This is a genomic window from Flavobacterium sp. PL02, assembly GCF_035013205.1.
GTDB lineage: Bacteria > Bacteroidota > Bacteroidia > Flavobacteriales > Flavobacteriaceae > Flavobacterium.
This window is the reverse complement of record NZ_JAYGJP010000003.1, coordinates 373,811-400,358: the sequence shown is the minus strand read 5'-3', so window position 1 is coordinate 400,358 and position 26,548 is coordinate 373,811. Positions and strand designations below refer to the sequence as shown.

The 26,548-nt window shown below is 33.2% G+C and carries 23 protein-coding genes; 12 read left to right on the top strand and 11 right to left on the bottom strand.

The genetic code is table 11. The features are described from left to right. Nucleotides 1-777 carry a Bax inhibitor-1/YccA family membrane protein gene (locus SHI72_RS12700; protein ID WP_039113651.1) on the top strand — a complete coding sequence of 259 codons (777 nt, stop codon included), beginning with the start codon at nucleotides 1-3 and terminating at the stop codon, nucleotides 775-777. A 52-nt stretch (nucleotides 778-829) separates the two neighbouring features. Here the strand turns inward: SHI72_RS12700 and SHI72_RS12695 are convergent, their stop codons facing one another. Together SHI72_RS12695 and dinB are read right to left on the bottom strand one after the other, a co-directional pair. After that, nucleotides 830-1,345, bottom strand: a complete 516-nt coding sequence (locus SHI72_RS12695) for a PAS domain-containing protein (protein WP_323490165.1) — start codon at nucleotides 1,343-1,345, stop codon at nucleotides 830-832. Between the two features lie 81 nt (nucleotides 1,346-1,426). Continuing rightward, a complete protein-coding gene (gene dinB / locus SHI72_RS12690; protein WP_039113648.1) occupies nucleotides 1,427-2,509 on the bottom strand; it encodes a DNA polymerase IV in 1,083 nt (360 codons plus the stop codon). 234 nt (nucleotides 2,510-2,743) lie between these two features. Here dinB and SHI72_RS12685 point away from each other — a divergent pair, with 234 nt between their 5' ends. The 4 genes from SHI72_RS12685 to SHI72_RS12670 all read left to right on the top strand — a co-directional run bounded on the left by SHI72_RS12685 (nucleotide 2,744) and on the right by SHI72_RS12670 (nucleotide 7,806). After that, nucleotides 2,744-3,469, top strand: coding sequence for a metallophosphoesterase family protein (locus SHI72_RS12685; RefSeq protein ID WP_039113646.1), 726 nt, complete (start codon nucleotides 2,744-2,746; stop codon nucleotides 3,467-3,469). Nucleotides 3,470-3,515: 46 nt separating this feature from the next. Continuing rightward, a complete protein-coding gene (locus SHI72_RS12680) occupies nucleotides 3,516-4,040 on the top strand; it encodes a DUF6646 family protein (protein WP_039113645.1) in 525 nt (174 codons plus the stop codon). Nucleotides 4,041-4,191: 151 nt separating this feature from the next. After that, on the top strand, nucleotides 4,192-4,974 hold the full coding sequence (locus SHI72_RS12675) for a hypothetical protein (RefSeq protein ID WP_323490164.1): 783 nt from the start codon (nucleotides 4,192-4,194) through the stop codon (nucleotides 4,972-4,974). Between the two features lie 345 nt (nucleotides 4,975-5,319). Then, on the top strand, nucleotides 5,320-7,806 hold the full coding sequence (locus SHI72_RS12670; RefSeq protein ID WP_323490163.1) for a T9SS type A sorting domain-containing protein: 2,487 nt from the start codon (nucleotides 5,320-5,322) through the stop codon (nucleotides 7,804-7,806). Between the two features lie 163 nt (nucleotides 7,807-7,969). Here the strand turns inward: SHI72_RS12670 and SHI72_RS12665 are convergent, their stop codons facing one another. The 9 genes from SHI72_RS12665 to SHI72_RS12625 all read right to left on the bottom strand — a co-directional run bounded on the left by SHI72_RS12665 (nucleotide 7,970) and on the right by SHI72_RS12625 (nucleotide 16,715). Then, the gene (locus SHI72_RS12665) at nucleotides 7,970-8,371 is read right to left on the bottom strand and encodes a hypothetical protein (RefSeq protein WP_323490162.1); all 402 of its coding nucleotides are present in this window, start codon (nucleotides 8,369-8,371) and stop codon (nucleotides 7,970-7,972) included. Next, nucleotides 8,355-8,918, bottom strand: a complete 564-nt coding sequence (locus SHI72_RS12660) for a LemA family protein (RefSeq protein WP_323490161.1) — start codon at nucleotides 8,916-8,918, stop codon at nucleotides 8,355-8,357. Before SHI72_RS12660 ends, SHI72_RS12665 begins: the two co-directional genes overlap by 17 nt. Nucleotides 8,919-8,925: 7 nt before the next feature. Beyond that, a complete protein-coding gene (locus SHI72_RS12655) occupies nucleotides 8,926-9,969 on the bottom strand; it encodes a hypothetical protein (RefSeq protein ID WP_323490160.1) in 1,044 nt (347 codons plus the stop codon). 40 nt (nucleotides 9,970-10,009) lie between these two features. Next, nucleotides 10,010-10,822, bottom strand: coding sequence for a hypothetical protein (locus tag SHI72_RS12650; protein ID WP_323490159.1), 813 nt, complete (start codon nucleotides 10,820-10,822; stop codon nucleotides 10,010-10,012). Nucleotides 10,823-11,020: 198 nt separating this feature from the next. Further along, nucleotides 11,021-12,574: an aldehyde dehydrogenase family protein gene (locus SHI72_RS12645; RefSeq protein WP_039117051.1), complete on the bottom strand. Its 1,554-nt coding sequence runs from the start codon at nucleotides 12,572-12,574 to the stop codon at nucleotides 11,021-11,023. A gap of 85 nt (nucleotides 12,575-12,659) precedes the next feature. Beyond that, entirely contained in the window at nucleotides 12,660-13,553 is an 894-nt protein-coding gene (locus tag SHI72_RS12640) for a CorA family divalent cation transporter (protein ID WP_323490158.1), read from the bottom strand. Between the two features lie 307 nt (nucleotides 13,554-13,860). Continuing rightward, a complete protein-coding gene (locus tag SHI72_RS12635) occupies nucleotides 13,861-14,787 on the bottom strand; it encodes a magnesium transporter CorA family protein (RefSeq protein ID WP_039117053.1) in 927 nt (308 codons plus the stop codon). Between the two features lie 146 nt (nucleotides 14,788-14,933). Then, a complete protein-coding gene (locus SHI72_RS12630; RefSeq protein WP_039117054.1) occupies nucleotides 14,934-15,473 on the bottom strand; it encodes a 3-hydroxyanthranilate 3,4-dioxygenase in 540 nt (179 codons plus the stop codon). A gap of 168 nt (nucleotides 15,474-15,641) precedes the next feature. Continuing rightward, on the bottom strand, nucleotides 15,642-16,715 hold the full coding sequence (locus tag SHI72_RS12625) for an endonuclease (RefSeq protein ID WP_039117055.1): 1,074 nt from the start codon (nucleotides 16,713-16,715) through the stop codon (nucleotides 15,642-15,644). 175 nt (nucleotides 16,716-16,890) lie between these two features. Between SHI72_RS12625 and SHI72_RS12620 the strand changes: the two genes are divergently transcribed. From SHI72_RS12620 to SHI72_RS12590, 7 genes are all read left to right on the top strand, one after another. Next, on the top strand, nucleotides 16,891-17,907 hold the full coding sequence (locus tag SHI72_RS12620; RefSeq protein WP_323490157.1) for an XAC2610-related protein: 1,017 nt from the start codon (nucleotides 16,891-16,893) through the stop codon (nucleotides 17,905-17,907). A 116-nt stretch (nucleotides 17,908-18,023) separates the two neighbouring features. After that, nucleotides 18,024-18,920 carry a S66 peptidase family protein gene (locus tag SHI72_RS12615; RefSeq protein ID WP_039117057.1) on the top strand — a complete coding sequence of 299 codons (897 nt, stop codon included), beginning with the start codon at nucleotides 18,024-18,026 and terminating at the stop codon, nucleotides 18,918-18,920. Between the two features lie 39 nt (nucleotides 18,921-18,959). Continuing rightward, entirely contained in the window at nucleotides 18,960-19,931 is a 972-nt protein-coding gene (locus tag SHI72_RS12610) for a hypothetical protein (protein WP_039113630.1), read from the top strand. Between the two features lie 48 nt (nucleotides 19,932-19,979). Next, nucleotides 19,980-20,339 (top strand): YraN family protein, encoded by a 360-nt coding sequence (locus SHI72_RS12605; RefSeq protein ID WP_039117058.1) that lies wholly within the window; start codon nucleotides 19,980-19,982, stop codon nucleotides 20,337-20,339. A gap of 117 nt (nucleotides 20,340-20,456) precedes the next feature. Then, nucleotides 20,457-21,113, top strand: coding sequence for an aspartate kinase (locus SHI72_RS12600; RefSeq protein ID WP_035618292.1), 657 nt, complete (start codon nucleotides 20,457-20,459; stop codon nucleotides 21,111-21,113). Between the two features lie 767 nt (nucleotides 21,114-21,880). Further along, entirely contained in the window at nucleotides 21,881-25,018 is a 3,138-nt protein-coding gene (locus tag SHI72_RS12595) for a SusC/RagA family TonB-linked outer membrane protein (RefSeq protein WP_039117059.1), read from the top strand. 21 nt (nucleotides 25,019-25,039) lie between these two features. Beyond that, on the top strand, nucleotides 25,040-26,539 hold the full coding sequence (locus SHI72_RS12590; RefSeq protein WP_039117060.1) for a RagB/SusD family nutrient uptake outer membrane protein: 1,500 nt from the start codon (nucleotides 25,040-25,042) through the stop codon (nucleotides 26,537-26,539). Nucleotides 26,540-26,548: the final 9 nt, after the last annotated feature.

Below are 26,548 nucleotides of genomic sequence, written 5' to 3'. Positions count from 1 at the left end.
ATGGCTTTCAACTCAAACAATCCGTTTTTAAGTAACAAACGTTTTTCTCCAACATCGGTTGCTGCAAAAAGTGACAATGTTCACCAAGCAAAAATTATCGATTATGGTAACGAAATGACATTGTCTGGTACTATCAACAAAACTCTTATCTTATTTTTATTGCTTACTGCTACAGCAATGATTACTTGGTGGATGTCTTTTAACGGAATCAACCCTATGCTTCCTACTATTGGTGGAGCTATCGTTGGATTAATTTTAGTAGTAGTCGCTGCATTCAAACCGCAACTTTCTCCATACTTAGCTCCAGGTTATGCCTTGTTTGAAGGTTTATTCATTGGTGGAATATCTGCAATTTTTGAAGCAATGTATCCTGGTATCGTAATTCAGGCTGTTGGTGCTACATTTGTAACATTTATGGTTTGTCTTGGTTTATATAAATTCAAAATCGTAAAAGTAACTGAGCAATTCAAATCGGTTGTTATGGCAGCTACACTGGCAATTGCAACTTACTATTTAATTTCTTGGATAGTTTCGATGTTTACAAGCTTTACTCCTGTTCATCACGGTAACTCTATGATGAGTATTGGTATTAGTGTTTTTGTAATCGTTATTGCTGCTTTAAACCTATTTTTAGATTTTGACAGAATCGAAGAAGGTGTTCAACAAAAAATGCCAAAATTCATGGAATGGTACGGCGCAATGGGATTGATGATTACCCTTGTTTGGTTGTATATCGAATTCCTAAGATTGTTATCTAAATTAAATAACAGAAACTAATCCTTTCTATACTTATACAAAAAAGCCTTTTTGATTTTCAAAAAGGCTTTTTTTATGCCGCTTTCTCAAAAGCGATAAAATGGGATAGTTTTCCCTTTACATTAAAAACAGGGAAAGCATTTATAGTACAAAAGTATGTTTCTCCGTTCTTTTTATAATTAAGAATAGTCTTTTCAAAAGTTTCTTCAGAATCGATAGCTACTCTAATTTCATTTGTGGTTTCTGAACAAGTTTCGGGTCCTTGAAACATTTTAGGTGTTTTACCCAGAACCTCAACTTCTGTATATCCTGTCATGTTTACGATTCGGCTCGAAGCAAAAACGATCTTCAGCTCTAGATCGGTAATTACAACAACTTCCTCCTTCAATCGTTCTAAAATATCAAATTCGGATTCATCCCAATTAAATTGATTGGAGATATTGTTTACTCTTTGCCAATCTGAATAATTAGCTTTTAAATCATTTAAAAAACCATGATGAAAATCCCATGAAATCACAGGAATGCCATTGCAATTCATCTCTCGATGATATTTTGCAATTGCGGTATCATAAGCATCTAAATTAAACATAAACAAAAATTTTAATCAAAGGTATATTGAAAACAACATCTATCATAGCGATATTACGCATTTAACGCTTGTTTAATCAATTTAAAAGTCAAATTTAAGCTGTACAACAATAGCCTTCTTTTCTTCGGTATTTAGATTGCTTAATGAAATTCCGAGTAATCGAACCGAATCTTTCATTCGTTCCTGATACAATAACTCTTTTACGGTTTCCATAATCAAACTTTTATCAGCAATAAAATAGGGCAATGTTTTACTTCTGGTTTGCTGAGTAAAATCACTATACTTAATCTTAAGTGTAACTGTTTTACCAGAAACTTTATACTTTTTTAAACGTCTTTCTAATGAAGTTGCAATTCTTTCTAGTTGTTCTAGCATAAAAATCTCCGAAGAAAGATTGACATCAAAAGTATGTTCCGCTGCCACCGACTTTGTTATTCTATCTGCTTTAACTTCGCTATTATGAACCCCACGTACAACATGATAATAGAAAGTACCCGATTTTCCGAAATGCTTTTCCAGAAACTCTAAGCTTTTACTTTTTAAATCTGTACCGGTAAAAATACCGAGTTGGTACATTTTTTCGGTGGTTACCTTCCCTACTCCATAAAACTTCCTAATGGGTAATTCTTCCAGAAAAGGAACAACCTCATCTGGATTAACCGTTTTCTGACCATTTGGTTTATTATAATCACTAGCAACTTTTGCTACAAATTTATTTATCGAAATTCCTGCCGAAGCTGTTATTCCGACTTCATTAAAAATTCGCTGTCTTATTTCCTGAGCCAATAAACTAGCACTCGGATTTCCTTTTTTGTTAACCGTAACATCAAGATAAGCCTCGTCAAGCGAAAGTGGCTCAACTAAGTCAGTATATTCATGAAAGATTTTATGGATTTTTATTGATATCTCTTTGTATCGATCAAAACGCGGAGGTACAAAAATAAGCTCTGGACAATATTTCTTGGCAAGAACTCCGCTAATTGCGCTACGAACACCAAATTTACGAGCTTCGTAACTTGCTGCCGATACTACACCTCGATTCTCTGAGCCACCAACGGCAAGGGGTTTCCCTCTTAAAAAAGGGTTATCCATTTGCTCTACCGAAGCATAAAATGCATCCATATCTATATGGATAATTTTTCGATATGTAGGCAGTTCAGACATGCTACAAATTTAGACAGGAAACTGTTATAACAGATTCAAATGACACCAAAAAAATTCGATAAATACGTTAAATTTTATCTATAGTCAGGTAAACCAAAACAATCCTGAGAAACGTAATAAATAGGCTAATTAAATAAACTAAGATTTTTGTAATAATAACAAACATTAACAAGTGAATAAGTAAATACCAAATCAATTTCTGCTATTTTTGTAAGTACATTACAAAATATTAAAATGAGAACATTCGTTATTGGCGATATACATGGTGGCTTGAGGGCTTTGCAACAAGTCATGGAAAGAGCCGCTGTAACAGACAAAGATACCTTGATTTTCTTGGGTGATTATGTAGACGGTTGGAGCCAGTCGCCACAAGTAATTGATTTTTTAATTGACCTGAGACAAAAACAAAACTGCATTTGTATTCGTGGCAATCATGATGATTTACTACAACAATGGATGAGAGATGGTATAGACAATGAATTATGGCACCATCACGGAGGCGAAGCAACTGTACTTGCATACGAAGCAATAAGTAACAGCCATAAAGAAATACATGTTGCCTTTTTTGAATCATTACAGAATTATTATTTAGACTCCCAAAACAGATTATTTGTTCATGCTGGTTTTACCAATATGAATGGAGTAACCTATGAATATTCTAGTGAAGCCTTTTATTGGGACAGAACTCTTTGGGAAATGGCTCTTGCCCTTGACCCGAATATGAAAACTGATTCTTTGTTTTACCCAAAGAGATTAAAACACTATAAAGAGATTTATATTGGCCATACTCCTGTAACTAGAATACATGAAACTGTTCCTGTGCAAAAAGCCAATGTTTGGAATGTAGACACTGGAGCTGCATTTACAGGGAAATTAACAATTATGGACGTTGACACTAAGGAGTTTTGGCAAAGCGAACCCCTAAACGAACTCTATTTTGACGAAAAAGGTAGGAATTAAGATATAAAAATACTAGTTTTGCAAAAAAATTAAATCAATAAATTTTATGAAAAAGATTATTACACTTGCGTTTTTATTGGCATTTGGTTTAACTCAAGCACAACAAGCATTTAGTGGTAAAGGTGACACTAAAGTAAATATCGGTGCAAACATTCAAGATGGTGGATCAGGAATTCAAGCTTCTGTAGATTTTGGTCTTGGAGAAAATTTCTCTATCGGATTTGTTTCAAATTACTTATTAGGAGTTAACGAATATTCAGGTTTTTATGGTACAACTCAGTATTATGGAACTAAACCAGATTTTCAAGATCGTTTTGATGCTAAAGTTAGAGTTAATGCTAACCTAGGAAGCGTTATTAATGTAGATAAAAAATTAGATGTTTACCCAGGATTAAGCTTAGGTTTAAGAAATTTTGGTGGTCACGTTGGTGGTCGTTATTTCTTTACTGATGGATTTGGAGTATTTACTGAACTTGGTTTTCCTATTGCAAAATACGGAAATGATGACAGAGTATTTTACAACCTGAATAATCAATTCACATTTAGCTTAGGAGCTTCTTTTAATTTGTAAAAGAACAAAAGATAAAGCTTTTACACATAATTACTGTAGAAACTTACAAGAAAGACCATTTGAAATTTCAAATGGTCTTTTTTTATGACTAAACTTCAATATGTCTATTAATTATTAAATACATTTGTAATAAATTATTTACATCTTAATTATGAAAAAACTAATTCTAAATTCGTTCTGTTTTGCAGCAATAGGAGTTTTAACTCTTAGCACACTATCCTGTAAAGACTCTAATAAATCTTCTGGATCTGAACAATCAAATCCATTTGCAGGTACATGGGTTGCTAAAGACTTCATTGATAATATAATCGAAGACAATGGAATTGAAACCGTTGATAATGGGGTTACAGAAATAATTATTCCAGAAACACTGAAAGACAGTATTACTTTCCTAAATGAAGATTTAGAAAGAGGTAAATATACTGCTACAATTAAAAACGACACTTTAGTCAATCATTTATACGAAACCAAAACTCAAAAAGCATTTTTACAAAATGGAAATTTAGTATTATTACCTCTTGACGAACGCTATGAGGCACAGGAATACGTAAAGGCTGACAGTACTTTGGTAAAGAAAGCAAAAGAAGCAAATGTATCGGTAGTACGTATTTTAATAAACAAATTACTTTCAGGAAATACCTATTCTAATAAATCTTCTACAACCGAAATTAAGTTTACTGAAGATGGCAAAGTAAGCGGATTAGCGAATTTTAAAAACTATTACATTAGTATTAATGGCGATGATGCCAATACACAAGGCATAACATCCATAAATTTTACAACTACAGATGGAACCTACAAAAAAATGGGAATAGAGTTTCTAAAAAACAAAATAGAACTATACGATGTTGTTCTATTAACAAAACCAGATGAGAAACCATCATTTAAAAAAGGTAAATTATTATTTTCATTGAAAGTCACAAAGTCAAAATAATTTAAAGAAAACTATTAAAATAGAAACAAAGTAACCGCATTCATTTATAATAAAAAGCAACTCCTATTGAGTTGCTTTTTTTATGACCTACCATCAAAAAAACTACTGAACACAGAAGAAAGGACAACTAATTCTACACCAATAGAAAATAATTAACAAAAACAGAATACACATACACAATCAATATTCAAACACCATTTTTTTTATGCAATGCGTATTTTTTTGACAAAATAATTAATAATACAGAAATTTTATTTACTTTCGTGTAATCGATTACATTTTAAATTAAAACAACAAACCTATTGCAACCAATTAATTACCAAACCATTATTAAAAACCATGATTATGAAAAAATTTCTACTTTTATTGACAATTACACTTGTCTCTGCCCAAGTTTGGGCACAACAAGTCACAATTAATGAAGCTTCAGGCTGGCTAGAATCTGCTTACGTAAAATGGCAACCAGTTACTAATGCCCAAAGTTATAATGTATACTATTCGGGGATGGGCGTAACCGACCAAAAAATAGACGGACAACTCATCCGAAGTTACGGAACATATTACCGCGCCGACATACCAGGAATTAAAGCTGGTTCATACACCATAAAAATTAAACCAGTCATATCTGGCATAGAAGGCACAGGCTCTACAACAAGTGCTGTAACTGTAAAAGCGCATGACCGTGCAGGATTTGCTTTTTCAAACGGTCGTATTCCCGGAGCATATAATGCAGATGGCACACCAAAAAATGGAGCCGTAATAGTATATATAACTGAGAATACTAAAAATACAGTTTCACTAGCAGTAACTGGTACAACTCCGAGTCCTTCTGTAGGTTTACAAACCATCTTGGATGGTTATAAAAAAGGGAAAGATCTACGACCTTTAATTGTTCGTATAATTGGGCAAATAACAGACCCTGCCTATATGCTGGCTGGCGATATTGTAATCGAGAACAATAATAATGCTTCAAGCTATATAACTCTTGAAGGAATTGGTGATGATTCAGTAGCAGATGGCTGGGGGATTCGCGTAAAAAGCGCCTCAAATATCGAAATTCGCAATATAGCCACAATGAACTGCGACAGTGGTGAAGGTGACAATATAGGCTTGCAACAAGACAATGACTATGTTTGGGTACATAATTGTGATTTCTTTTATGGAAATGCTGGTGGTGATGCGGATCAGATAAAAGGTGATGGTGCTCTGGATTGCAAGAAGTCAACTTATATCACATTCTCTTATAATCACTTTTGGGATTCAGGAAAATCTAATCTTTTGGGTTTAAGCGAGAATACTACAACAGGATTATACATCACGTATCATCACAACTGGTATGATCACTCCGATTCACGTCATCCACGTGTGCGTTTTTATTCAGCTCATGTATATAATAACTATTATGATGGCAATGCAAAATATGGTGTAGGATCGACTATGAGCTCTTCTGTATTTGTTGAAAACAACTTTTTCCGTAATTGCAAATACCCAATGCTTACCTCAATGCAAGGTACAGATGTATATAATGGTGCTTTAGGAACTTTCTCTAAAGAAGATGGGGGAACAATAAAAGCCTATAACAATACCATGAGTGGCGAAACACGCTTTGTTGCGTATGATGCAACCAATTACCCTGTAGAATTTGATGCTTATGTAGCAACTACAAGAAATGAATTAGTGAGCAATACTATTGTTTCTAAAAAAGGTGCTAAAACATACAATAACTTCGATACTGATACAGCTGTAATGTATCCTTATACACCAGATAGTCCCGAAGTTGCCAAAACTAATGTTATGCAATATGCAGGGCGTATTTCTGGAGGTGATTTTAAATGGACTTTTAACAATGCTGTAGATGATGCTGAATCTTTGGTAAATGCACCATTAAAAGCTGCTCTGGTAGCTTACAAAACAAGTTTAGTAGCAGTACAAGGAGAAAACAACACACCAATAACTTCTCATACACTAACTTCAACTGGAAACAATGATCAAACTGTTGCTACTGGATCAGCAATTAACACAATTGTGTTTACTTGGGGTGGAGATGCTACAGATGCAACTGTAACAGGATTACCTGCATCTGGAATTACGTATACAAAAAACTTAATTGCCAAAACAATTACAATAACTGGTACACCAAGTGCTACGTTATCCTATTCTATTACTACTACTGGTGCTGTAGGAACATCTGTCACTGGCTCAGGAACAATAACAGTTTCTACCAATGGCAGCGGTCCTGCAGATAAAACACATAATTTTACTACGGATGCAAAAACAAATACTTTCTATACGATTACTGGAAATATGAACTCAACAGCAGGATCTGTAACCTATTCTGGTTTATCACTAACAGCACGTTTAAAAATGGAATCGAGTACATCTATCACTTATACCACAACAAGTGAATCGACATTAACCTTAGTGTTCGACAATACATTTGCTGGAAAGGTAAAAGTAAACGGTTTAAATTATACCGCAGTAGCAGGAATTGTTACCATCTCGGTACCGGCAGGTAACAATACTATTACCAAAGGCGATACCACAAACTTATTCTATATAAGTACTGAATACAAAACGACATTACGTATTGAGGAAGAAATCATGCCAACAAAATTAATGTTGTACCCTAATCCGGTAACTGATTATTTACGCATATCAAACCCAAATCAAAATGTAGAAAAAGTAACGATTTACAACATGAACGGTTCAATAGTAAAAACTACTGGAAAAAACATAGAAACAATTGATATGAGCCATCTATCTCCAGGGAATTATTTAGTAAAATTACAAACAGGAGAAGGCACATTAAACCAAATAATAATTAAAAATTAATTCATAACAAATTACTAATCAACGAAAAGGCTCCTAAAATCGGGAGCCTTTTTTGTTATTGCAACTATATTGCAAAATATATTTTCAAAGCGAATTTTGTCTTTTGATACAAATTCATTTCTTAATTTAATTACTTATTTCTCCAAAATGCAATTAAGTTGCATTATCTGTTTCTGTTTCTAAATTCCTGTTGTTCTGACATTTTACCAAACTCTCTAACAAACTTTTTAATTGTACTGAGATTAAACATTACAAAGAATAACATCCCCAAAAAGATCGTTATCCAGCTATAAATAAGTTGTACCCCTGAAATATCTGAAGCCACTACACAAAAAACAATAGTTGGCAATATCGCCAACAACAATGTAAGTCCTAAACATAATAATAGTGGTGATATAAAATAACTAATAATAGCGGTAAAACCAATCTTCCTGAATACAGCTGCAATTAGTACTAATCCTAACATACCAAATATTAAAACAGCAAATCCGTAGACTAAAACCGAATCTGTTGCTTTATTGATTTCGGTTTCATAACCGAAGAATGTATTAAAATTGAATCCCATTATATGCTTTTTCTTCTGTTGAAACTTCAAATAACGTTTGTGTATGATATCCTAACATTTTTGCCAAAATAAGATTAGGGAATTCCTGAATTCCGATATTATAAAGATTTACACTATCGTTAAAGAACTCTCTTCTATCGGCGATTTTGTCTTCCATTTGAGAAACTCGTCTTTGTAGTTCAAGAAAATTTGAATTTGATGCTAATGTTGGATAATTCTCTGAAACAGCAAACAACGTTTTCAAGGATTTAGAGAACTCATTGGCGTTTTCAATCTTCTCATCAACTGTTTTAGAATTTAAGAAATCTGTACGTAGCTTAGTCAAATTAGTTAGCATAGCCGTTTCGTGTTCCATAAACTTAGAGGCAACTTTAACCAATTCTGGTACTTCATCTGCTCTTTGCATCAAGATAACATCAATATTCCTGAAAGCTTTTTCGAAGTTATTCTTAAGCATAACCAACTTATTATAGGTACCGATAAAAAAGTTAAGTAGTATAATTACCAGAATTAACCCCACGATTAAAGCAATATTTTGTGCTGACATAATTTATTTAGTTTAAAATGATATAGATAAGTATAAGTGTGATAAAAAATAGCGTTGTTAAAAATGAGACTAGCAAAGGTTGGTATTTATTCCTAAAAGAGATACTTTGAGGTATTGCAACGCCAAAAATGCCATTAGAATCTCCTTTTCTTAGAACGGTATTACCTTGATTTGAATCGGCATAACCAATGAGTAACATATAATCATTGTGTTTTAAATAGGTTTCGGAATATCTCTTTCTTCCTCCCTCTTGCTTATCGATTCTATCAAAATAGAATTCTAATCCTTCCCCATTTACAGTAACACTTCCGGTTTCGTCTTTTATCTTAAAATCACCTACTTTTAGTTCTGTAAAAATAGTGCTATACGATCTTTTGCCATCGTCATCTGCCGGACCTTCTTCTTCGATGGTATAATAATATCCTATGCAGGGTTTACTGAAATAAGGCGAAATAATAGTCTCAATTTCTTCTAAATCTCCCTCTACTTCTACCAATCCCATAGCAATTGCATTCATCTTTGAGGTTGGCAAAACTGCCTGAAGCTTAAGAAACTTACTTTTGTTACTTGGAAAAAAAATGAGTTTTATAAAAATAAGTCCCGGAATAATAAAGAAAAGAAAATGTAATTTCTCTATATAAAGCAAGCCAAAAAATCCTCCAATGACTCCAGCCATCATAAGCAAGCCAAGGAGTTTCTTGCCGAAAGGAGTTTTCTGGATGTTATGTTTTCTATTGAATTTTTCTCTTTCTGCTTTTTCAATTTTACTATCTCGAATTCCTGAATAAAACATACCTATAATACCAAGTATGAAAACAGATGCAAATAAGAAGAAGAAAACCATAAGAGCATATTTGGAATCTACCAGAAAGCTCAAGCCAATAAACAATGGACATAAAACAAAAAACAACCAACTTGGGAACTTTAAATTATATAACCCAGAGAGAATTATAGTTTGAAACAAAGCAATACCAAGACTGAAGAACATCAGGAATACTACCATTCCTCCATCTAGTTTATTCTGTTCAAAAAAGGCAAAGAATTCGTTCATTATTAGAATTTAAAAAAGGGTTATCAATATTTAGAAGTTATTAAAACACTATCTCGACCTGATTAGCAAGCAACTTTCGAATCTTATTTCTTTCTACATCAGAAATAGGATTACCACTTAGATCCAAACCTATTAATTGCTGCAATTTATTTACTTCATTGGGGATTTCACTAATATTATTATTACTTAAAGTCAGAAACTTAATATTTTTAAATTGTAAAATCGCTACGGGAAATTCATCTATTTTGGCATTAGCTAAATTTAACTCCACTACCATATCGGGTTTTAGCTTTGCTTCTTCTAATTTATAAAAAGTGGTCTTTTCTTTTTTCTTACCTTCTTTAGTTTGAATTACAAGGCCAATAGCAGCCAAAATAAGTGATGCCAAGAAAAAGATACATAAAAAAGCAACCCAAATAGGAGAATCATCTTTTTCATGAGTAAAAAGCCTTAAATAAACAAAATAAGCTAAGCCGCCAACCATCGTTAAAAACAATCCGAGCACTATTAAAAACAAAACGTATTTAAAAATCGTAAGAAGCACTTTTTTAACTCTCGTTCTATTCTTGCTGAATACAATGAATGCTGCCAAAACTAAAAGTACTGACCAAAAAACAGCCACTCCTATCTGTGCAATTTTTGCCCCATTCTCTATAATCGAAAAAGATATAGAAGCAGGAAACATTAAAGCAAACCAAATAACAAGAGCTGTTAACCCGACGGAGAGACATCCCATCTTTTCTTTTTTACCCGATGATTTAAGCCACACATAAGCAATTAAAAAAGACAGTGCCAATATTCCTAAAAACCCATATCCATAAGGAGTAAGCCCTGCTAAAAAAATCAAACTCATTTTAATAATTTTTCAAAATATTATTTGGTTACTCTATTATTATTTCTGCTACTATTTACCCAAAATAGCGTCAGAAATAACAAAAAATTTCATACTTAAATGCGAATTTAAATAAAACACTATAAATTATGCAATAAAAAAAACCGCTTCTTCCAAATAATATGGAAAAAAGCGGTTTTTATATTAATGATTCTAATCTTACAAATCAAATTTGATTCCTTGTGCCAATGGCAAACTTGTAGTATAATTGATCGTATTGGTTTGGCGACGCATATATATTTTCCATGCATCAGAGCCTGATTCACGACCTCCACCAGTTTCTTTTTCACCACCAAAGGCTCCACCGATTTCAGCACCAGAAGTTCCGATGTTTACGTTTGCAATTCCGCAATCAGATCCTACTACAGATAAGAAATACTCTGCTTCACGCAAATTATTAGTCATAATTGCAGAAGATAACCCTTGAGCAACTCCATTTTGTATATCAACAGCATTTTCTACAGTTCCACTATATTTAATCAAATATAAAACTGGAGCAAATGTCTCGTGTTGTACAATTTCAAATGAATTTTCAGCTTCAGCAATAGCTGGTTTTACATAACATCCACTTTCGTAACCTTCTCCAGAAAGTACACCACCTTCTACAAGGATTTTACCTCCTTCGGCAACAACTTTAGTTAAAGCATTTGCATACATCGCTACCGCCTGAGTATCGATTAGCGGACCAACATGATTATTTTCGTCCAAAGGATTTCCGATACGTAATTGTTTGTAAGCCGAAACAATCGCATCTTTTACTTTGTCATAAATACTTTCGTGAATAATTAAACGACGTGTAGATGTACAACGTTGTCCTGCCGTTCCTACTGCTCCAAAAACAGCACCAATCACAGTCATTTTAATATCTGCATCTGGAGTAACAATGATTGCATTATTTCCTCCTAACTCTAATAATGATTTACCTAAACGTCCAGCAACAGTTTGCGCAACAATTTTACCCATACGAGTAGAACCTGTAGCTGATACTAAAGGAATACGTTTATCTGCAGTCATTAACTCTCCTACTTTATAATCACCATTAATTAAACAAGAAATCCCTTCTGGAAGATTGTTCTCTTTAATTACCTGTGCAATTATATTCTGGCAAGCTATACCACAAAGAGGTGTTTTCTCTGATGGTTTCCAAACGCAAACATCTCCACAAATCCAAGCCAAAGCCGTGTTCCATGACCAAACTGCCACTGGGAAATTAAATGCCGAAATAATTCCAACAATTCCCATTGGGTGGTATTGCTCATACATACGGTGTCCTGGACGCTCTGAATGCATTGTAAATCCGTGAAGCTGACGTGATAATCCTACTGCAAAATCACAAATATCAATCATCTCCTGAACTTCACCATATCCTTCTTGTAATGATTTCCCCATTTCGTAAGAAACCAATTTACCTAAAGCTTCTTTATTTTGACGTAATTTTTCTCCAAACTGACGTACGATTTCTCCACGTTGTGGCGCTGGCATAAGTCTAAATGTCTTAAATGCTTCAGTCGCTGTTTGCATTACTTTTTCGTAATCGGCAGCTGTAGATGTTTTTACCGATGCTATTAATTTTCCGTCTACTGGCGAAAAGCTTTCAAGAATATCACCTGAAGAAAAATTATTTATTCCGGTTGATGTTCCTTCGTTTATGGCTTTTATACCCAATTGCGCCAATGCGTCTTTCATTCCGAATTGCTCTGCTATTGTTATCATTGTAACTTTTTGGTTAGAAATTGTTATATTTTTTTATGTAAATATATTTGAATTTATCTATCTATTAAAATTTTATTACGTGTGGTTACATAATGTTTTTCTTTTTAAACCAGATATAAATAAAAACACACATGACAAACATAAAAATAATTGCGTACAAATAACCATATTTCCACTCCAATTCTGGCATAAATTTAAAATTCATGCCATAAACCCCAACTAAAAAGGTTAAAGGCAAGAAAAAAGCAGAGAAAACTGTTAATAGTTTAACCACATCATTATTTTTCTGCGCCGTTACAGACAAGAAAGTGTTCATTAAATTTATCGCATCCTCCATCGCTTCCTCATAAGCTAAGATGAGCTTAACGAGATTATCTTTTACATCCTCAAGTGCCGATAAATTTTCGTCTGGAACATGAATCTTATTAATTACATTTTGCGTAAGCACCAATAACTTCTTACTAATCCTTGTTTCGGCTTTCTGGAAATACAAATCTTCCAGCGAAATTTTGTTTTCCTTTTTCAGGAAGATTGTTTTCTCAACTTCATCGACCTGATCCGTTTGCCATTGCGAAGGTGCATCGTACGTTTTAACGATTTCTTTAAAAATGTAAATGATCAACTCATAAACTGATTTACATTTTAAATCAGATTTAAAAATATCTTCTAAGAATAAAAACGGCGTTCTGTGAATCGTAATTAACTGATTTTCATTATAGAAAAAGGCAACTTTGTTCGACAGTTCTTCTACCGTAGAATTATTATCAAATTCATTTGCTGTATAAGCTCTTAAAATGATAAAATCATAATTTTTAATCTTTTCAATTTTAGGTAAATGCCCATGTTCCAGAGAATCCTTTACAGGAAAAACCTCTAGATTATACTTTTTAGCAATATCTTCTAATTGTGCTTCGGTTGGTCCTTTTATGTCAAGCCAATGAAATGATTCAAAGGATTTTTCGGAGATATTTCTAGTCATTATGCTGCTACGTTTTTAATTAAGATTAAACCTTTCGAGTTAAGAATATAACAAGAAAGCCAACCATATAAGTAATGTAAGTACATTTAAGCTTTACACTTATATTAGCTTAAACTACTTATATGGTTAAGATAAACTATTACAAATTTAAGCTCTAAAGATAATCAAATGAGTACTTCAAGCACAAAAGTTAACCATATAACTCATAAGATTTATTAGTAAATGAATCTGCATATATCAGCTTAAATCTTGTGAAATCTGCGTGAAAGAATATCTATACCTTTTATTGTAAAATTACATAACCGGTTTAAAACATATTCTTTTTCTTGAACAAGAAAACGCCACAAATAGATATTAATAATGAAATCAACAAGATGATAAAGAAACCGTGATTGTTTTCCTGAAGGTTATTAGGAACGTTCATCCCATATAAACTCGCCACCAATGTTGGAATCATCAATATTATCGAAATAGAAGTTAACCTTTTCATGATAACATTTAAGTTATTGGAGATTACAGATGCATAAGCATCCATCATTCCGGTTAAGATATTGCTGTAGATATTTGTCGTTTCTTCCGCTTGACGTAACTCAATCTCGACATCTTCGACTAAAACAGGATCAAAATCATCTCTGTGATTTTTAAGATTCTTAATTCTGTGAAACAACATATCGTTGCCTTTAAGGGAAGTAATAAAGAAAACCAAACATTTTTCTATTTGAAGCAATGCTTGTAATTCTTCATTTTTGATTGATTTTTCAAGATTATCCTCAGCCAATCGAATACGCTGATTGATTTGCTTTAAGTATTTTAAGAACCAAATACTTGAAGACAGAAGCAACTTTAAAACCAAATCGAAATGATTACTGATATCCGATTTTTTACGTTGGGTGTATAAAACAAAATCGGGTAAAATCTCGGTTTGATGAAAACTAAGCGATACAAAAACATCGTCTTTAAACATCAATCCCAAAGGCGCAGTATTAAAAGGTAATTTTGCATCATTGCTCTTAAAAGGAATTCGCAAGATGATAAGAAACCAACCGTTTTCGATTTCTATACGAGGTCTTTCGTCGATATCTTCAATATCGTTATAAAAAGCTTCTGGAATTTGTAACTCCTGGAGCAAAAATTTAGTTTCTTCCTGAGTCGGGCAAACTACATTGATCCATTTGTTGTTTTCACGGTTTTCTGTAGGGAATAATCCGTTGTTGTTTTTGTAAAAGGTAATCATAATGCAAAACGTTATTATAGAAATAGCGCATGCATTATGCAACAACTATTTCTGTTTATCTTTCTTCTTCCTCGAATAATAATCGTCCATGTGGATAATTTATTTTTTTTTTGCAAAAGTATACCTTTTAAATAGAAAACTCAGAATTATTTTTTGGCTATAAATCTTGGATCAGATTCCATTACAGTTCCACATTTTGTACAGGTTCTCAAATCTTTAGAATTATAAAAATGTTCAAAGTGTGGCAAGAAATCTTTCTCGATATTATGGAGCTCAAAAAACACTTCGTATAATTTATGATTGCAATTATCACAATGCCAAAGCAATCCGTCTTTATATCCTTTCCCGGCACGTTTTCTCTCAATTACCAAACCTATAGAACCTTCTGAGCGTACTGGAGAATGTGGTATACGAGCAGGATGAAGATACATATCACCCGCATGTAATTCCATTTCCTTTCGCTCACCATCTTCCTGAATAATAACTTTTATGCTTCCCTCTAGTTGGTAAAACAACTCTTCGGTTTCATTATAATGATAGTCTTTTCGGGCATTAGGTCCCGCAACAACCATTACAATATAATCACCAGATTCGGTATATAAATTTTTATTTGCTACTGGTGGTTTAAGTAAGTGACGGTTTTCATCAATCCATTTAGTAAGATTGAATGGTTTTGCTATAGCCATATTTTTTAGATGCTAAGTTACTAAGCTGCTAAGTTAATAAAAAGTACGCTGTCTCGATGTTCAGTCACAGTTTTTAGTACCAGTGTTCAGTCTCGGTGTTCAGTCGCAGTTTTCAGTATCAGTTCGCAGTTTTCAGTTGTAAACTGGTATTGTAACTGCAACTAAAAACTAGAAACTCTTTTCTTTTATCAGATAAACATAAACTGGAAAATGGTCACTATAACCAACTTCGGTTGTGGCATGTCGAAGCGGATATCCTTTGTATTGGCCAGAAGTTTGTATCAAATACGATTTATTGAAGATTCCAGCTTTCCAAAATCGATAAGAACTAAAATCGGACTTAATTAAAGATTCCGTAACCATGATTTGGTCAAAAACATCCCATGAATCTCTATATGCGATAGTTCCCATTCCTTTCTTTGCCATATCTTCAAAGGGATTGTAAACACCAAACTCTGGAACATCGGCTTTATTGGCTTTCGCGCCAAGCGCAACTTTTACACTTTTGTTATAAGGTCCATCGTTTAAATCGCCCATTGTAATAACTTTGGCATTGCGATTTATTTGCTGCAAGGAATCAATTATTTTCCGGTTCAAAGCCCCAGCAGCTTCACGATACGGACTCGATTTTTGTTCTCCTCCAGAACGTGACGGCCAGTGATTTACAATTATATTAATTTCCTCCCCATCCAGAAATCCTGTTACAAGTAATTGATCTCTTGTAAACACCCGATTCTTTTTATTCTGTATAGAATCTATACTATTATCTATTAGTTTTTTATAAATAACAAGCGGAATATTCGAAAACGAAACTGGTTTAAAATGCTTCTTTTGATATAGTAAAGCCACATCGATACCTCGCTGATCGGGCGAATCAAAATGAATGATTCCGTATTCTTTATCTATTAATTTAGGTTGTTTTATTAAATCCTCCAGAACTCCCCTATTTTCTATTTCGGCACAGCCAATAAAAGTTGGTGAATTAGGATTTTCTGGCGTTCCAATTTCGGATAACACTCTGGCAAGATTGTCTAATTTCTTATAATATTTTTTAGATGTCCAATGTCGTGTGCCATTTGGTGTCCATTCGTCATCCAGAATATGCGGATTCTTTATTGTATCAAAAAGGTTTTCGAGGTTATAAAAAGCCACTGTATGAATCGTATACTTTTTTGTTTGTCCGTGTAATTGTGTCATCAATAAATTGAAAAATATAAAGATAGAAAAGGTAATTGTTCTCATAGCAATTCATATTAAAAAAGAAAAACCTTTAAATTAAAGAAATTTCTTTCAATTATAAATCTAATTCATTTAATTAAGATATTTTAAATTACTTTTGATAATGGCTATCTTTGTTTTACAAAATCTAATTTATCCCATAAATACAAGGGATTGACATTTATAATATTAATATAGAATGAAACTTTTAGCGACAACTTTACTCGTCCTTTTATTCAACTTTACTTTTGCACAAGTCACTTTTAAAGTAAATAACTTTTCGAAGGATTATTACGGAAAGATATTTATCGCAGATACATCCGAAGTTTTTTCTAAAGGCTGGGTTGCGATTTATGATACTAAATCCCAAAAACAAATTATAAAAGTAACCGCTGAAGAACTGGCCCTGAGTTTACATGACGGAAAAGCACTTGCAAACATAAAACAGTTGCCTTATGGCGAACAAAGTTCAATAATGTATGAGGATTACAATTTTGACGGAATTAAAGATTTTGCTATCGAAGACGGACAAAACAGTTGCTACCACGGCCCTTCTTTTAAAATATATTTAGCAACTAAAAATGGTTTTAAATTCAGTCCCGAATTTACAGCACTTGCTCAAAATTATTGCGGAATGTTTCAGGTAGACTATAAGACTAAGAAAATAAGCGTAATGACAAAAAGCGGATGTTGCTGGCATCAGTTCTCGGAATTTATTGTCGAGAATAACAAACCGAAAGTAGTCAAGATAGTCGAAGAAGACCAAATGGAATATCCTTATAATAATTATAGCGAAGAAAATTGGGATGGCAAGAAAATGGTACTAACATCAAAAAGGACGATTAATCTTGATGAAGATGGTATAAAAACCATACTATCCTTTACAGTCGATAAAAAACAGAAGCGAGTTGTTTTGTTTAATATCAACGACCGCACGCTTAATTATGCTTTAATTGATAAAAATGATGAAGTTGAGTTTTCTTATCCTATAAATACAGTTTATCAGAACCCCGATTTTACTCTTGACAAAAAGAACAATACCGTTACATTTAAAAATAAAGATGTTGTTTATACTATATATGACAACAACGATTCTATCGGAATCACAATAAATACTGGCGAAAAAACATATAACTGGATTGGAAACAGTACAACCAAAAAAGGCAAACTAACGGATATAACTACAACACAACTAGACAATGTTGTTGTAAACTAAAGATAAAAAACATGAACACAAACCAATTCCGATACATCAAGAAACATTTTGCTTTTTGTAAATTCGCATTTCTTATTATAGCATTACAATCATTCACCTGTCAATCTCAACAAAACATGATAACACCACCTTACTTACAAAAAGGCGATACTGTAGCACTTGTAGCAACAGCTAGAAAAAACATCGATGATAATTTAAAACCTACTATAGACTTACTTAAAAGCTGGGGGATAGAAGCTGTAATAGGAAGCACAATAGGTTTAGACACCAATCAGCTTGCTGGAACCGATGAACAACGTGCAGCCGATTTCCAACATCAAATGGACAATCCAAATATTAAAGCTATTTGGTGTGTTCGCGGTGGTTACGGAACCGTTCGAATGATAGATTTACTTGATTTCACAAAATTCAAACAACATCCTAAATGGGTTATTGGTTTTAGTGATGTTACCGTTTTACACAATCATCTAAACACGATGGGGTATAAATCGATTCATGGTATTATGCCAGTAAGTATCCCGCGTGCCACTCCAGATGCAATTGCAACTATGCAAATGGCTTTATTTGGGAATCCAATATCTTATGCTGTTTCGCCAGATCCTATGAACCGATTTGGTAAAGCAACCGGAGAATTAGTTGGAGGTAATTTATCTATACTATATAGTTTATTAGGGTCAAAATCGGCTATCGATTGTCAGGATAAAATACTTTTTATAGAAGATTTAGATGAATACCTATATCATATCGATCGAATGATGATGAACTTAAAACGTAACGGTTGTATCGAAAACCTAAAAGGAATAGTGATTGGAGCAATGACCAAAATGAAAGACAACGATATTCCGTGGGGAAAAAATGCCTTAGAAATCATTGATGATGTTACCAAGAAATACAATATTCCCGTAATCTTTAATTTCCCTGCAGGTCATATTCAAGACAATAGAGCATTGGTAATGGGAAGCAACGTAACAATAGAAGTTAATGCTTCTGGAAGCACACTTGTTTTTAAATAAAGTTATAAGTAAGGGTTGAAATAATAAAAAAACATCACTATGAAAAAAGTATTATTATCTGTTTTTCTCTTTTCTTCTGTAAATCTGATTTTTTCTCAAGAATTATTCACTGAAATTCAAGGGAAGAAAGTTGATTATTTTATAAATATTGAGAAAAATTTAAAAAGCAAATTATTTACTACTGATACAAATTTCATTTCATTTGATGATTCTGCTCAACCAATAATTTACAGAAGAAAAGAGAAAAATATTCCCGACTTACTAGTCTATTATACTTTTAGCAAAAAAGACTCTATTGTTAAAAAAATTTTATATGAATGGGACGTTTATAATTTCGACAAAAGCGATAATAATGTCAAACCTGAAAAATTCAGTAAAGCCTTGATTGAAAAATACAACTCACTTTTACAGATTTTCACAAACAAATACGGGAAAAGTGAAGTGCAAGGAAATCTAAATAATGTAAAAAAAATAGATTCCCCTGAAGGATTAAAGAGAAAAGACATTTGGGAACCAAATAAAAGCTTAGAAATCATTATGTATACATCTATTTCTAATTATTACAAGAAAGAAGGTATTGCAACAATAAATCCTACTCACAGAATAAGGCTTTATATAAAAAACATTAAAGAAGACACTGAGGAAGATGTTGAACCTGTGTTAGATGATGAAAATATTATTATTTCAAATCAAAACTTTGAAAACTTTATAGCAAAACTTAAAGAAAACCAATTTACCGAAGCTAAATCATTTTTATCTGAAGAAATTTTGCAAACCACAACGGATGATAAATTTATAAAACTACGAGGATCCATCAATTTTGACAATAAGCTAGTTCGATTTCTTACAGGAATTGAATTTACTGCTACAGGCGAAAGTTGTTTGATGATACAATACAAATATGATAATGATCCAAGTGAAGTCCCAACATCTATTATAAAAGTATTGTTCAATAACGAAAATAAAATTCTTGCTATTCAACCATTACAATTACAAAGAAAAAAATTATAAACTTCAAATTAAAGTTTTACAATTTTTCAAAACCCATAACTAAAAAAAATGGCTGAACACAATGAGCTCGGAAAAAAAGGAGAAGATCTTGCTGTGGAATATCTCCAACAAAACGGCTATAAAATTTTAGATAGAAATTGGACTTTCCAAAAAGCCGAAATTGATATTATTGCTACCAAAGAAAATATCTTGGCAATTGTAGAAGTAAAAACCAGATCGAGTTTAGATTTTGGCTCGCCACAAGATTTTGTCGATGCAAAAAAAATCCAACTTCTTGTAAAAGCAGTAAATGCCTACATAAACGATAGGGAAATAGATTTTGAAGTTCGTTTTGATATCATCGGAATCCATAAAAATAAGGAATCATTTGTGGTTGAACATCTTATAGATGCTTTTTATCATTTTTAACATAATTTTTTATTGTTATAATTGTAACAAATTGTTTTTTAATTTATATTTGTAAAAAAATATAACACAACAACTAACTAAACCAACCACACTAAATTAGTAAAAAACCAGAAAATTATGAAAACTGTTTCCTCCATCGTAGAAAATTACATCAAAACGAAGCCTTTTTTATTAAATGCATTATCACTCGGCATTATTAATCTGACCTCATTGTCTAGAAATATAATGACAGAATTAGAAAGCGAGTTTGGCAAAGAAGTAAAACAAGGTGCTGTAGTAATGTCTTTAAAGCGTTTAACGGAAGAATTAGATTTTAAATTAAACCACAAAATCAATAAAGTAATCAAGAATATCGGTGAGATTACAGTTCGCTCAGAACTTACAGATTACACTTTTGCAGCATCAGAAACTGTCTTAAACAAACAAGCTGATTTAATTTCGGACATTAATACATTATCAGATATATTTTATACCTCATCTCGTGGTGTAAACGAAACTAACATTGTAGTTAGCAGCAGTATAAATCAATTAGTTGAAAAACATTTTGCTCGCGAAAAATTAATTCAGAAATTGAGCAACTTAGCTTCAATTACTGTAAAACTACCAAAAGAAAACATTGTCGTTCCTGGAATTTACTATTTCATTTTCCAACGCTTGGCTTGGGAAGGAATTATAATCAACGAAGTAATTTCGACTTCAAATGAATTTACCATTTTAGTAAGCGAAGATCAAGTAGATATCGCTTTTAAAGTAATTAAAGACCTGAAGAACTAGATTCTTAATAAATATACCGAAATCCCTTTTCCAATTTAAAAGTTGAAAAAGGGATTTTTTATGTATACTTCTCAATACTTGTAACATATAAAACGAGGAAAAGAAAAGCCCCTTTAAACATTGCCATCAAAAAATCAAACTGATTTGTACTGGTAGGGTTATTTTTGAATCAATCCGAAAAGAATAAACAGTTCTCCCGCTAAAACTTTTAGTATTAAAAAAGAATAGATTCTAACTATTAATTGTACTAAAACTCATACTTAAAAATTTACTTCGACTACAGAATAATTTCAAAAAAATAGCATTTAAACAGAAAAAATACAATTAAGAGATTACTTTAAAATATTCACCCTAACACATTTCACTTAATATTACAACGAAAAACCTTATGTTTTTTCGTCATTCAATCCAATTTTACTCCATTTTAGTTTCCTCTTTACTAATTTATGAGTATTTAAAATCATTCCTCTTTTTTGATTTTATAACCTCAACAATCTACTGATTTTATCACTTGATAAAATGGCACACTTGGCACACTTTTTTCTAAGCATCAAAAACAAACTGGTAGGTACTGGTGTATTTTATATATACAATCTTCTAAATTTGAATTTCATTATTCTTAGTAAAAAGCATTCAAAAAAATAAATATCACTTTTTTAAAAGCAAAACCCATTCAGAATGACAAAAAATTAATAACCACGACAGACAAAACCACCCAAATAGAATAAAAAAGCTTAACCACAACCAGAAACCAAAAACTAACACCAATGAAACAATTAAAAAACTTACTTAGGAAGCCTTTTCTAATGCCGATCATTCTCCTTTTTTGGCTGCCTAATACCCTGCTTGCGCAGGAAAGTCAGGCAAAAAAAACTATCTCTGGAAAAGTTACAGATGATAAGAACAACACCTTACCAGGTGTTAGTATATCTATAAAAGGAACCAAATACAACGCTGCAACCGATTTTGATGGGTCGTACTCCTTAACGTATACTCCTAGTGGCACAAATCAAACTATTGTTTTTTCATATGTAGGTTTTATAGAGAAAACTGAACCTCTTGATAATCGCAGTGAGATTAATGTATCCATGCAAGAAGAAACCAATAAACTTAACGAGGTAATCGTGATTGGTTATGGTACTCAAAAGAAAGGTAATGTTACCGGAGCTATCTCATCTGTAAAGAAAGAAAGTCTTGAAACACGAGCTACAACAAATCCAGCTGAAGCTTTACAAGGTTTGGTATCTGGAGTAAATGTGCAAAAAAGTGGTGGTGTTGCAGGTGCTGATGTGAGCGTAAAAATACGTGGAGTAAATACGTTTGGAGCTACTGAACCGCTTTATATTATTGATGGTTTTCAAGGAAACATCAACACAGTTAACCCAACAAATATAGAATCTATTGAGGTTCTTAAGGATGGCGCAGCTGCTGCAATTTATGGATCTGTTGCTGCCAATGGTGTAATTATTGTTACAACCAAAAACGGTCAGAAAGAAGGAATAAAAGTAGACTTTAGTTCGTTTTTAAGCATCACTAATCCATCAAAAACATTGGATTTATTAAATGCAGATGAATATAAAACCGTACACAAAAGAATGTACGATGAATATAATAAATATGCTACTTCTCCTAAACCACTGCCTGCATATATAAGCGCACCATCTACAACCGATACTGATTGGCAAGATGAGGTTTTCCGTTCTGGACTTACTCAAAATTACGGTTTAGGTATCCAAGGAAGACAAGGCGATATTAAGTTTGCCTTATACGGTAACTATGTAAAACAAAAAGGAATTGTAATCGATAATGATTTTGGTCAACAAACTGCCAGCGCAAGAGTTAGTTTCAAAAAATCAATCTTTGATGTAGATGGAAAAATGGCATTTATAGGAACACAAAATGCACAGCCAACTTTTCAGTTAAAAGAAGTATACACCATGTCACCATTAGTGCCTGTTTATGACGCTGACGAACCTTATGGCTATGGATTATCAAACAAAAATGGTTTACCAGCTGGTACAAACCCAGTTGCCGAAGAACATTTTAGAGATAGAATGAACAAAGGACAAGATTTAACTGCAAATATTGCCATAACTGCAAACATTACCTCTTGGTTAAAATATAAAATAGCGTACTCTTACCGTGTAAAAAACAATCAGGAAACCTATCATTTCCCACCATACATTGCCAATCCTAAAGAAATACATCAATATGCTTCACAAGAAGAATTAAGAACACATTGGGATGAACAAATATTAGACAACATTATTACAATTGATAAAACTTTTGGAAAACACTCCTTTGGTTTAATGCTTGGTAATACTATAAACGGTGTTTCGTCTAACTGGAATCGAGTAACTGTAGAAGGTAAAACAACTGATTATTCTGTAGAGAATGGACAATTAGTATCGATTGATCGTCCGTCTGGGTTTTTAGATCCAGGTTTTGCAACTATCGGAGCTGGTAAAGGAGGAACATTTTCTGCGGATGGTTCAAAATATCAATACAACCGTGTTTCTTTCTTTAGCCGATTAAACTACTCATTTAATGATCGTTATTTACTTCAAATGACAGTTAGAAAAGATGGTTCTTCTAAATTTGGCGAAGACAGCCGTTGGGGAACTTTCCCATCTATAGCATTAGGATGGAAGATAGAAAAAGAAGATTTCTTCCCTAAAGATTTCATTATATCAACGTTAAAATTACGTGCTAGCTGGGGACAATTAGGTAACGAAGCTGCCTTAGGATATTACTCTGCAAATACATTAATTAAAACAGGAAACACTTTAGGCTCAGGTTATGTACAAGGAAGCGGAAGTAACCCATGGCCAGGAAGTATTGCAACAGCATTAGAGAACAGAAACTTACAATGGGAAACAACAGACTCTAAGAATATTGGTATCGATTTTACACTTAAAAACGGAAAAATTAGCGGTTCTATGAACTACTACCATAATGTAACCGATAATTTATTGATTACAAAAAAACTGGCTCCATCTGCTGGAGTAGATGATCCAACACTTAACGTAGGTAAAATTAGCAATAAAGGATTTGAACTTGAAGTTAATTATCGTGATCAAATCGATGAGTTTAAATACAACGTAGGCTTTAACTTTACAACGCTTAAAAACAACGTAGAATCTCTTGCAAACGAAGGGCAAACCATTTATGGTCAAGGATTAAAATTTGGCACAGAACATTTCCCTACTCAAGCACGTGTAGGAAGCCCAATTAGTGCGTTCTACTTATACAGAACCGATGGTATTTTCCAATCTACTGATGAAGTAAATGCGCATAGCAAAAATGGTGTTTTATTACAACCAAATGCACAACCAGGAGATATTCGCTTCAAGGATTTAAACGGGGATGGTGTTATAGACGAAAATGACAAATCATACGCAGGAACAGGGTTACCAAAAATGGAAGCTAACCTTAGTTTAGGTGCTAGTTATAAAGGATTCGATTTCTCTGCTTTGATAGGAAGTGGTTGGGGTAACAAATTATATAACGGAAACAGGTATTTTTACGAATCTATGAATTCAGGAACCAACATGTTGGCTACAACACTTAACTCATGGACACCAGAAAATCCTAGTAATACTCCTCGTGCTGTACTACAAGATCCTAACGGAAACAGTCGTGAATCTGATCGTTTCTTAGAAAGTGGTGATTTTATAAGAATGCGTCAATTACAAATAGGATATACAATACCTAATAAAATGTTAGGTGGTGCAAAAATAGATAAGCTTAGATTTTACGTAAGTGTCGAGAACCTATTTACTATCACAAATTACTCTGGTATTGACCCAGAATTCTCACGCGACACAGTTCTTAATACAGGAGTAGATCGCTTTGTGTACCCATTTACAAGATCATTTGTATCTGGTGTTCAATATATATTTTAATACTATTATAAAAACATAATCATGAACAAGATATTTTTTATATTATCCGTTATAGGTTTATTCACAATCACTGGTTGCAGTGACTATTTAGACCAACAATCGCCCGACCAACTTACCTCAGAGAATTTCTGGAGGAACAAATCTGATGCTGAATCTGCTCTGGCTGCAACATATTCTCAACTTGAAGCTGCTACAAGTGAATGGTATTTTGCCGAAGTAAAATGGCCCGTTGAGGCATATCGTGAAGACATTTGTGATTTAGGAAGTGATGCATTAAATTACCCAAACTGGGTAGAACTTTCAACATTTACCTACACAAATGGTAATAGCCAGTTTACTGAATATTGGAGAATCAATTATAGAGGAATTAGTAATGCCAATCAGGTTATTGATAAGTTGCCACAAGTTCCAGCATCGACTATTACCGATGCTGACAGAGCGCAAATAGAAGCCGAAGCTCGTTTTTTGCGTGCGTATTACCACATGAAATTGCTTCTTAACTGGGAACAAATTTATGTTAGAAGTAAGTATGTTACTAAAGAAAGTGATTTAAACATACCATTATCTACACGTGCCGAAGCTTGGGATTTTATTACAAGCGAGTTTAAAGCTGTAGCTGCAATATTGCCTCCTAAACAATCTCAGGATAAAACAGGTCGTGCTACCAGCGGAGCTGCCAATAGTTATTTAGGGTTTGCTTATTTAACCAGAGCTTATGAAGAAACGGCTCAAAAACAAACCTACTTAAACGAATCTCTTGCTGCATTAAACAAAGTACAAGGATATGATTTGGTTAAAGATTATGTATCTATGTTTGACGGAACTAATAAGAACACCAAAGAATCTATATTCGAACTTCAATTCTCAGAAACAACTGCCAATGGAGCATTCTATCGCAATGCACTACATTATTGGATGGGTGCTGCAGAACTTGGTGGATGGGACGAAATTCTTCCGAGTACAATGCTTGTAAATGAATTTAAAAAAGAAGGAAAAATAGCCACTACAGGAAATTATGATTCTCGTATTTATAGCACGCTTTTCTTTAAAGATCCTTATTTTAATGACCCAGATAACCCAAGAGTATTAGGAACTACTTACGATGAAAGATTTGGCGATGCCGACAAACCTGTATTCCGAAAATTCATACCAAGTACTCAGGAAAAAATGGATCAGGAATTTACTGCAATCAACATTCCGCTTATGCGTTATTCAAATGTATTATTAATGCAAGCAGAGGCATTAAACGAGTTAGGTCGTACACCCGAAGCAATCCCATATATTAACAAAGTTCGTGACAGAGCCGATATGCCTGCAATGACTGGTACAACAGGTAGTGAGGTAAAAGCACAGATTGAACACGAAAGAATACTAGAATTCCCACTAGAGAACTATCGCTTTTATGACTTACGTCGTTGGGGAAAAACAAAAGCGGCACTTGATGCTGTAGGCCGTACAGGTTTTGATGCATCAAAAAACAATTTTTATCCAATACCATTAACAGAATTACAAACAAATTAATCCATTGAA

Coding starts and splice junctions, on each gene's coding strand:
- SHI72_RS12635 (WP_039117053.1), bottom strand. CDS start 14,787: ATGATTACCTTTTACAAAAACAACAACGGATTATTCCCTACAGAAAAC.
- SHI72_RS12675 (WP_323490164.1), top strand. CDS start 4,192: ATGAAAAAACTAATTCTAAATTCGTTCTGTTTTGCAGCAATAGGAGTT.
- SHI72_RS12590 (WP_039117060.1), top strand. CDS start 25,040: ATGAACAAGATATTTTTTATATTATCCGTTATAGGTTTATTCACAATC.
- SHI72_RS12685 (WP_039113646.1), top strand. CDS start 2,744: ATGAGAACATTCGTTATTGGCGATATACATGGTGGCTTGAGGGCTTTG.
- SHI72_RS12655 (WP_323490160.1), bottom strand. CDS start 9,969: ATGAACGAATTCTTTGCCTTTTTTGAACAGAATAAACTAGATGGAGGA.
- SHI72_RS12595 (WP_039117059.1), top strand. CDS start 21,881: ATGAAACAATTAAAAAACTTACTTAGGAAGCCTTTTCTAATGCCGATC.
- SHI72_RS12645 (WP_039117051.1), bottom strand. CDS start 12,574: ATGATAACAATAGCAGAGCAATTCGGAATGAAAGACGCATTGGCGCAA.
- SHI72_RS12695 (WP_323490165.1), bottom strand. CDS start 1,345: ATGTTTAATTTAGATGCTTATGATACCGCAATTGCAAAATATCATCGA.
- SHI72_RS12660 (WP_323490161.1), bottom strand. CDS start 8,918: ATGTCAGCACAAAATATTGCTTTAATCGTGGGGTTAATTCTGGTAATT.
- SHI72_RS12650 (WP_323490159.1), bottom strand. CDS start 10,822: ATGAGTTTGATTTTTTTAGCAGGGCTTACTCCTTATGGATATGGGTTT.
- SHI72_RS12610 (WP_039113630.1), top strand. CDS start 18,960: ATGAAAAAAGTATTATTATCTGTTTTTCTCTTTTCTTCTGTAAATCTG.
- dinB (WP_039113648.1), bottom strand. CDS start 2,509: ATGTCTGAACTGCCTACATATCGAAAAATTATCCATATAGATATGGAT.
- SHI72_RS12665 (WP_323490162.1), bottom strand. CDS start 8,371: ATGGGATTCAATTTTAATACATTCTTCGGTTATGAAACCGAAATCAAT.
- SHI72_RS12625 (WP_039117055.1), bottom strand. CDS start 16,715: ATGAGAACAATTACCTTTTCTATCTTTATATTTTTCAATTTATTGATG.
- SHI72_RS12670 (WP_323490163.1), top strand. CDS start 5,320: ATGAAAAAATTTCTACTTTTATTGACAATTACACTTGTCTCTGCCCAA.
- SHI72_RS12680 (WP_039113645.1), top strand. CDS start 3,516: ATGAAAAAGATTATTACACTTGCGTTTTTATTGGCATTTGGTTTAACT.
- SHI72_RS12600 (WP_035618292.1), top strand. CDS start 20,457: ATGAAAACTGTTTCCTCCATCGTAGAAAATTACATCAAAACGAAGCCT.
- SHI72_RS12700 (WP_039113651.1), top strand. CDS start 1: ATGGCTTTCAACTCAAACAATCCGTTTTTAAGTAACAAACGTTTTTCT.
- SHI72_RS12620 (WP_323490157.1), top strand. CDS start 16,891: ATGAAACTTTTAGCGACAACTTTACTCGTCCTTTTATTCAACTTTACT.
- SHI72_RS12640 (WP_323490158.1), bottom strand. CDS start 13,553: ATGACTAGAAATATCTCCGAAAAATCCTTTGAATCATTTCATTGGCTT.
- SHI72_RS12605 (WP_039117058.1), top strand. CDS start 19,980: ATGGCTGAACACAATGAGCTCGGAAAAAAAGGAGAAGATCTTGCTGTG.
- SHI72_RS12615 (WP_039117057.1), top strand. CDS start 18,024: ATGATAACACCACCTTACTTACAAAAAGGCGATACTGTAGCACTTGTA.
- SHI72_RS12630 (WP_039117054.1), bottom strand. CDS start 15,473: ATGGCTATAGCAAAACCATTCAATCTTACTAAATGGATTGATGAAAAC.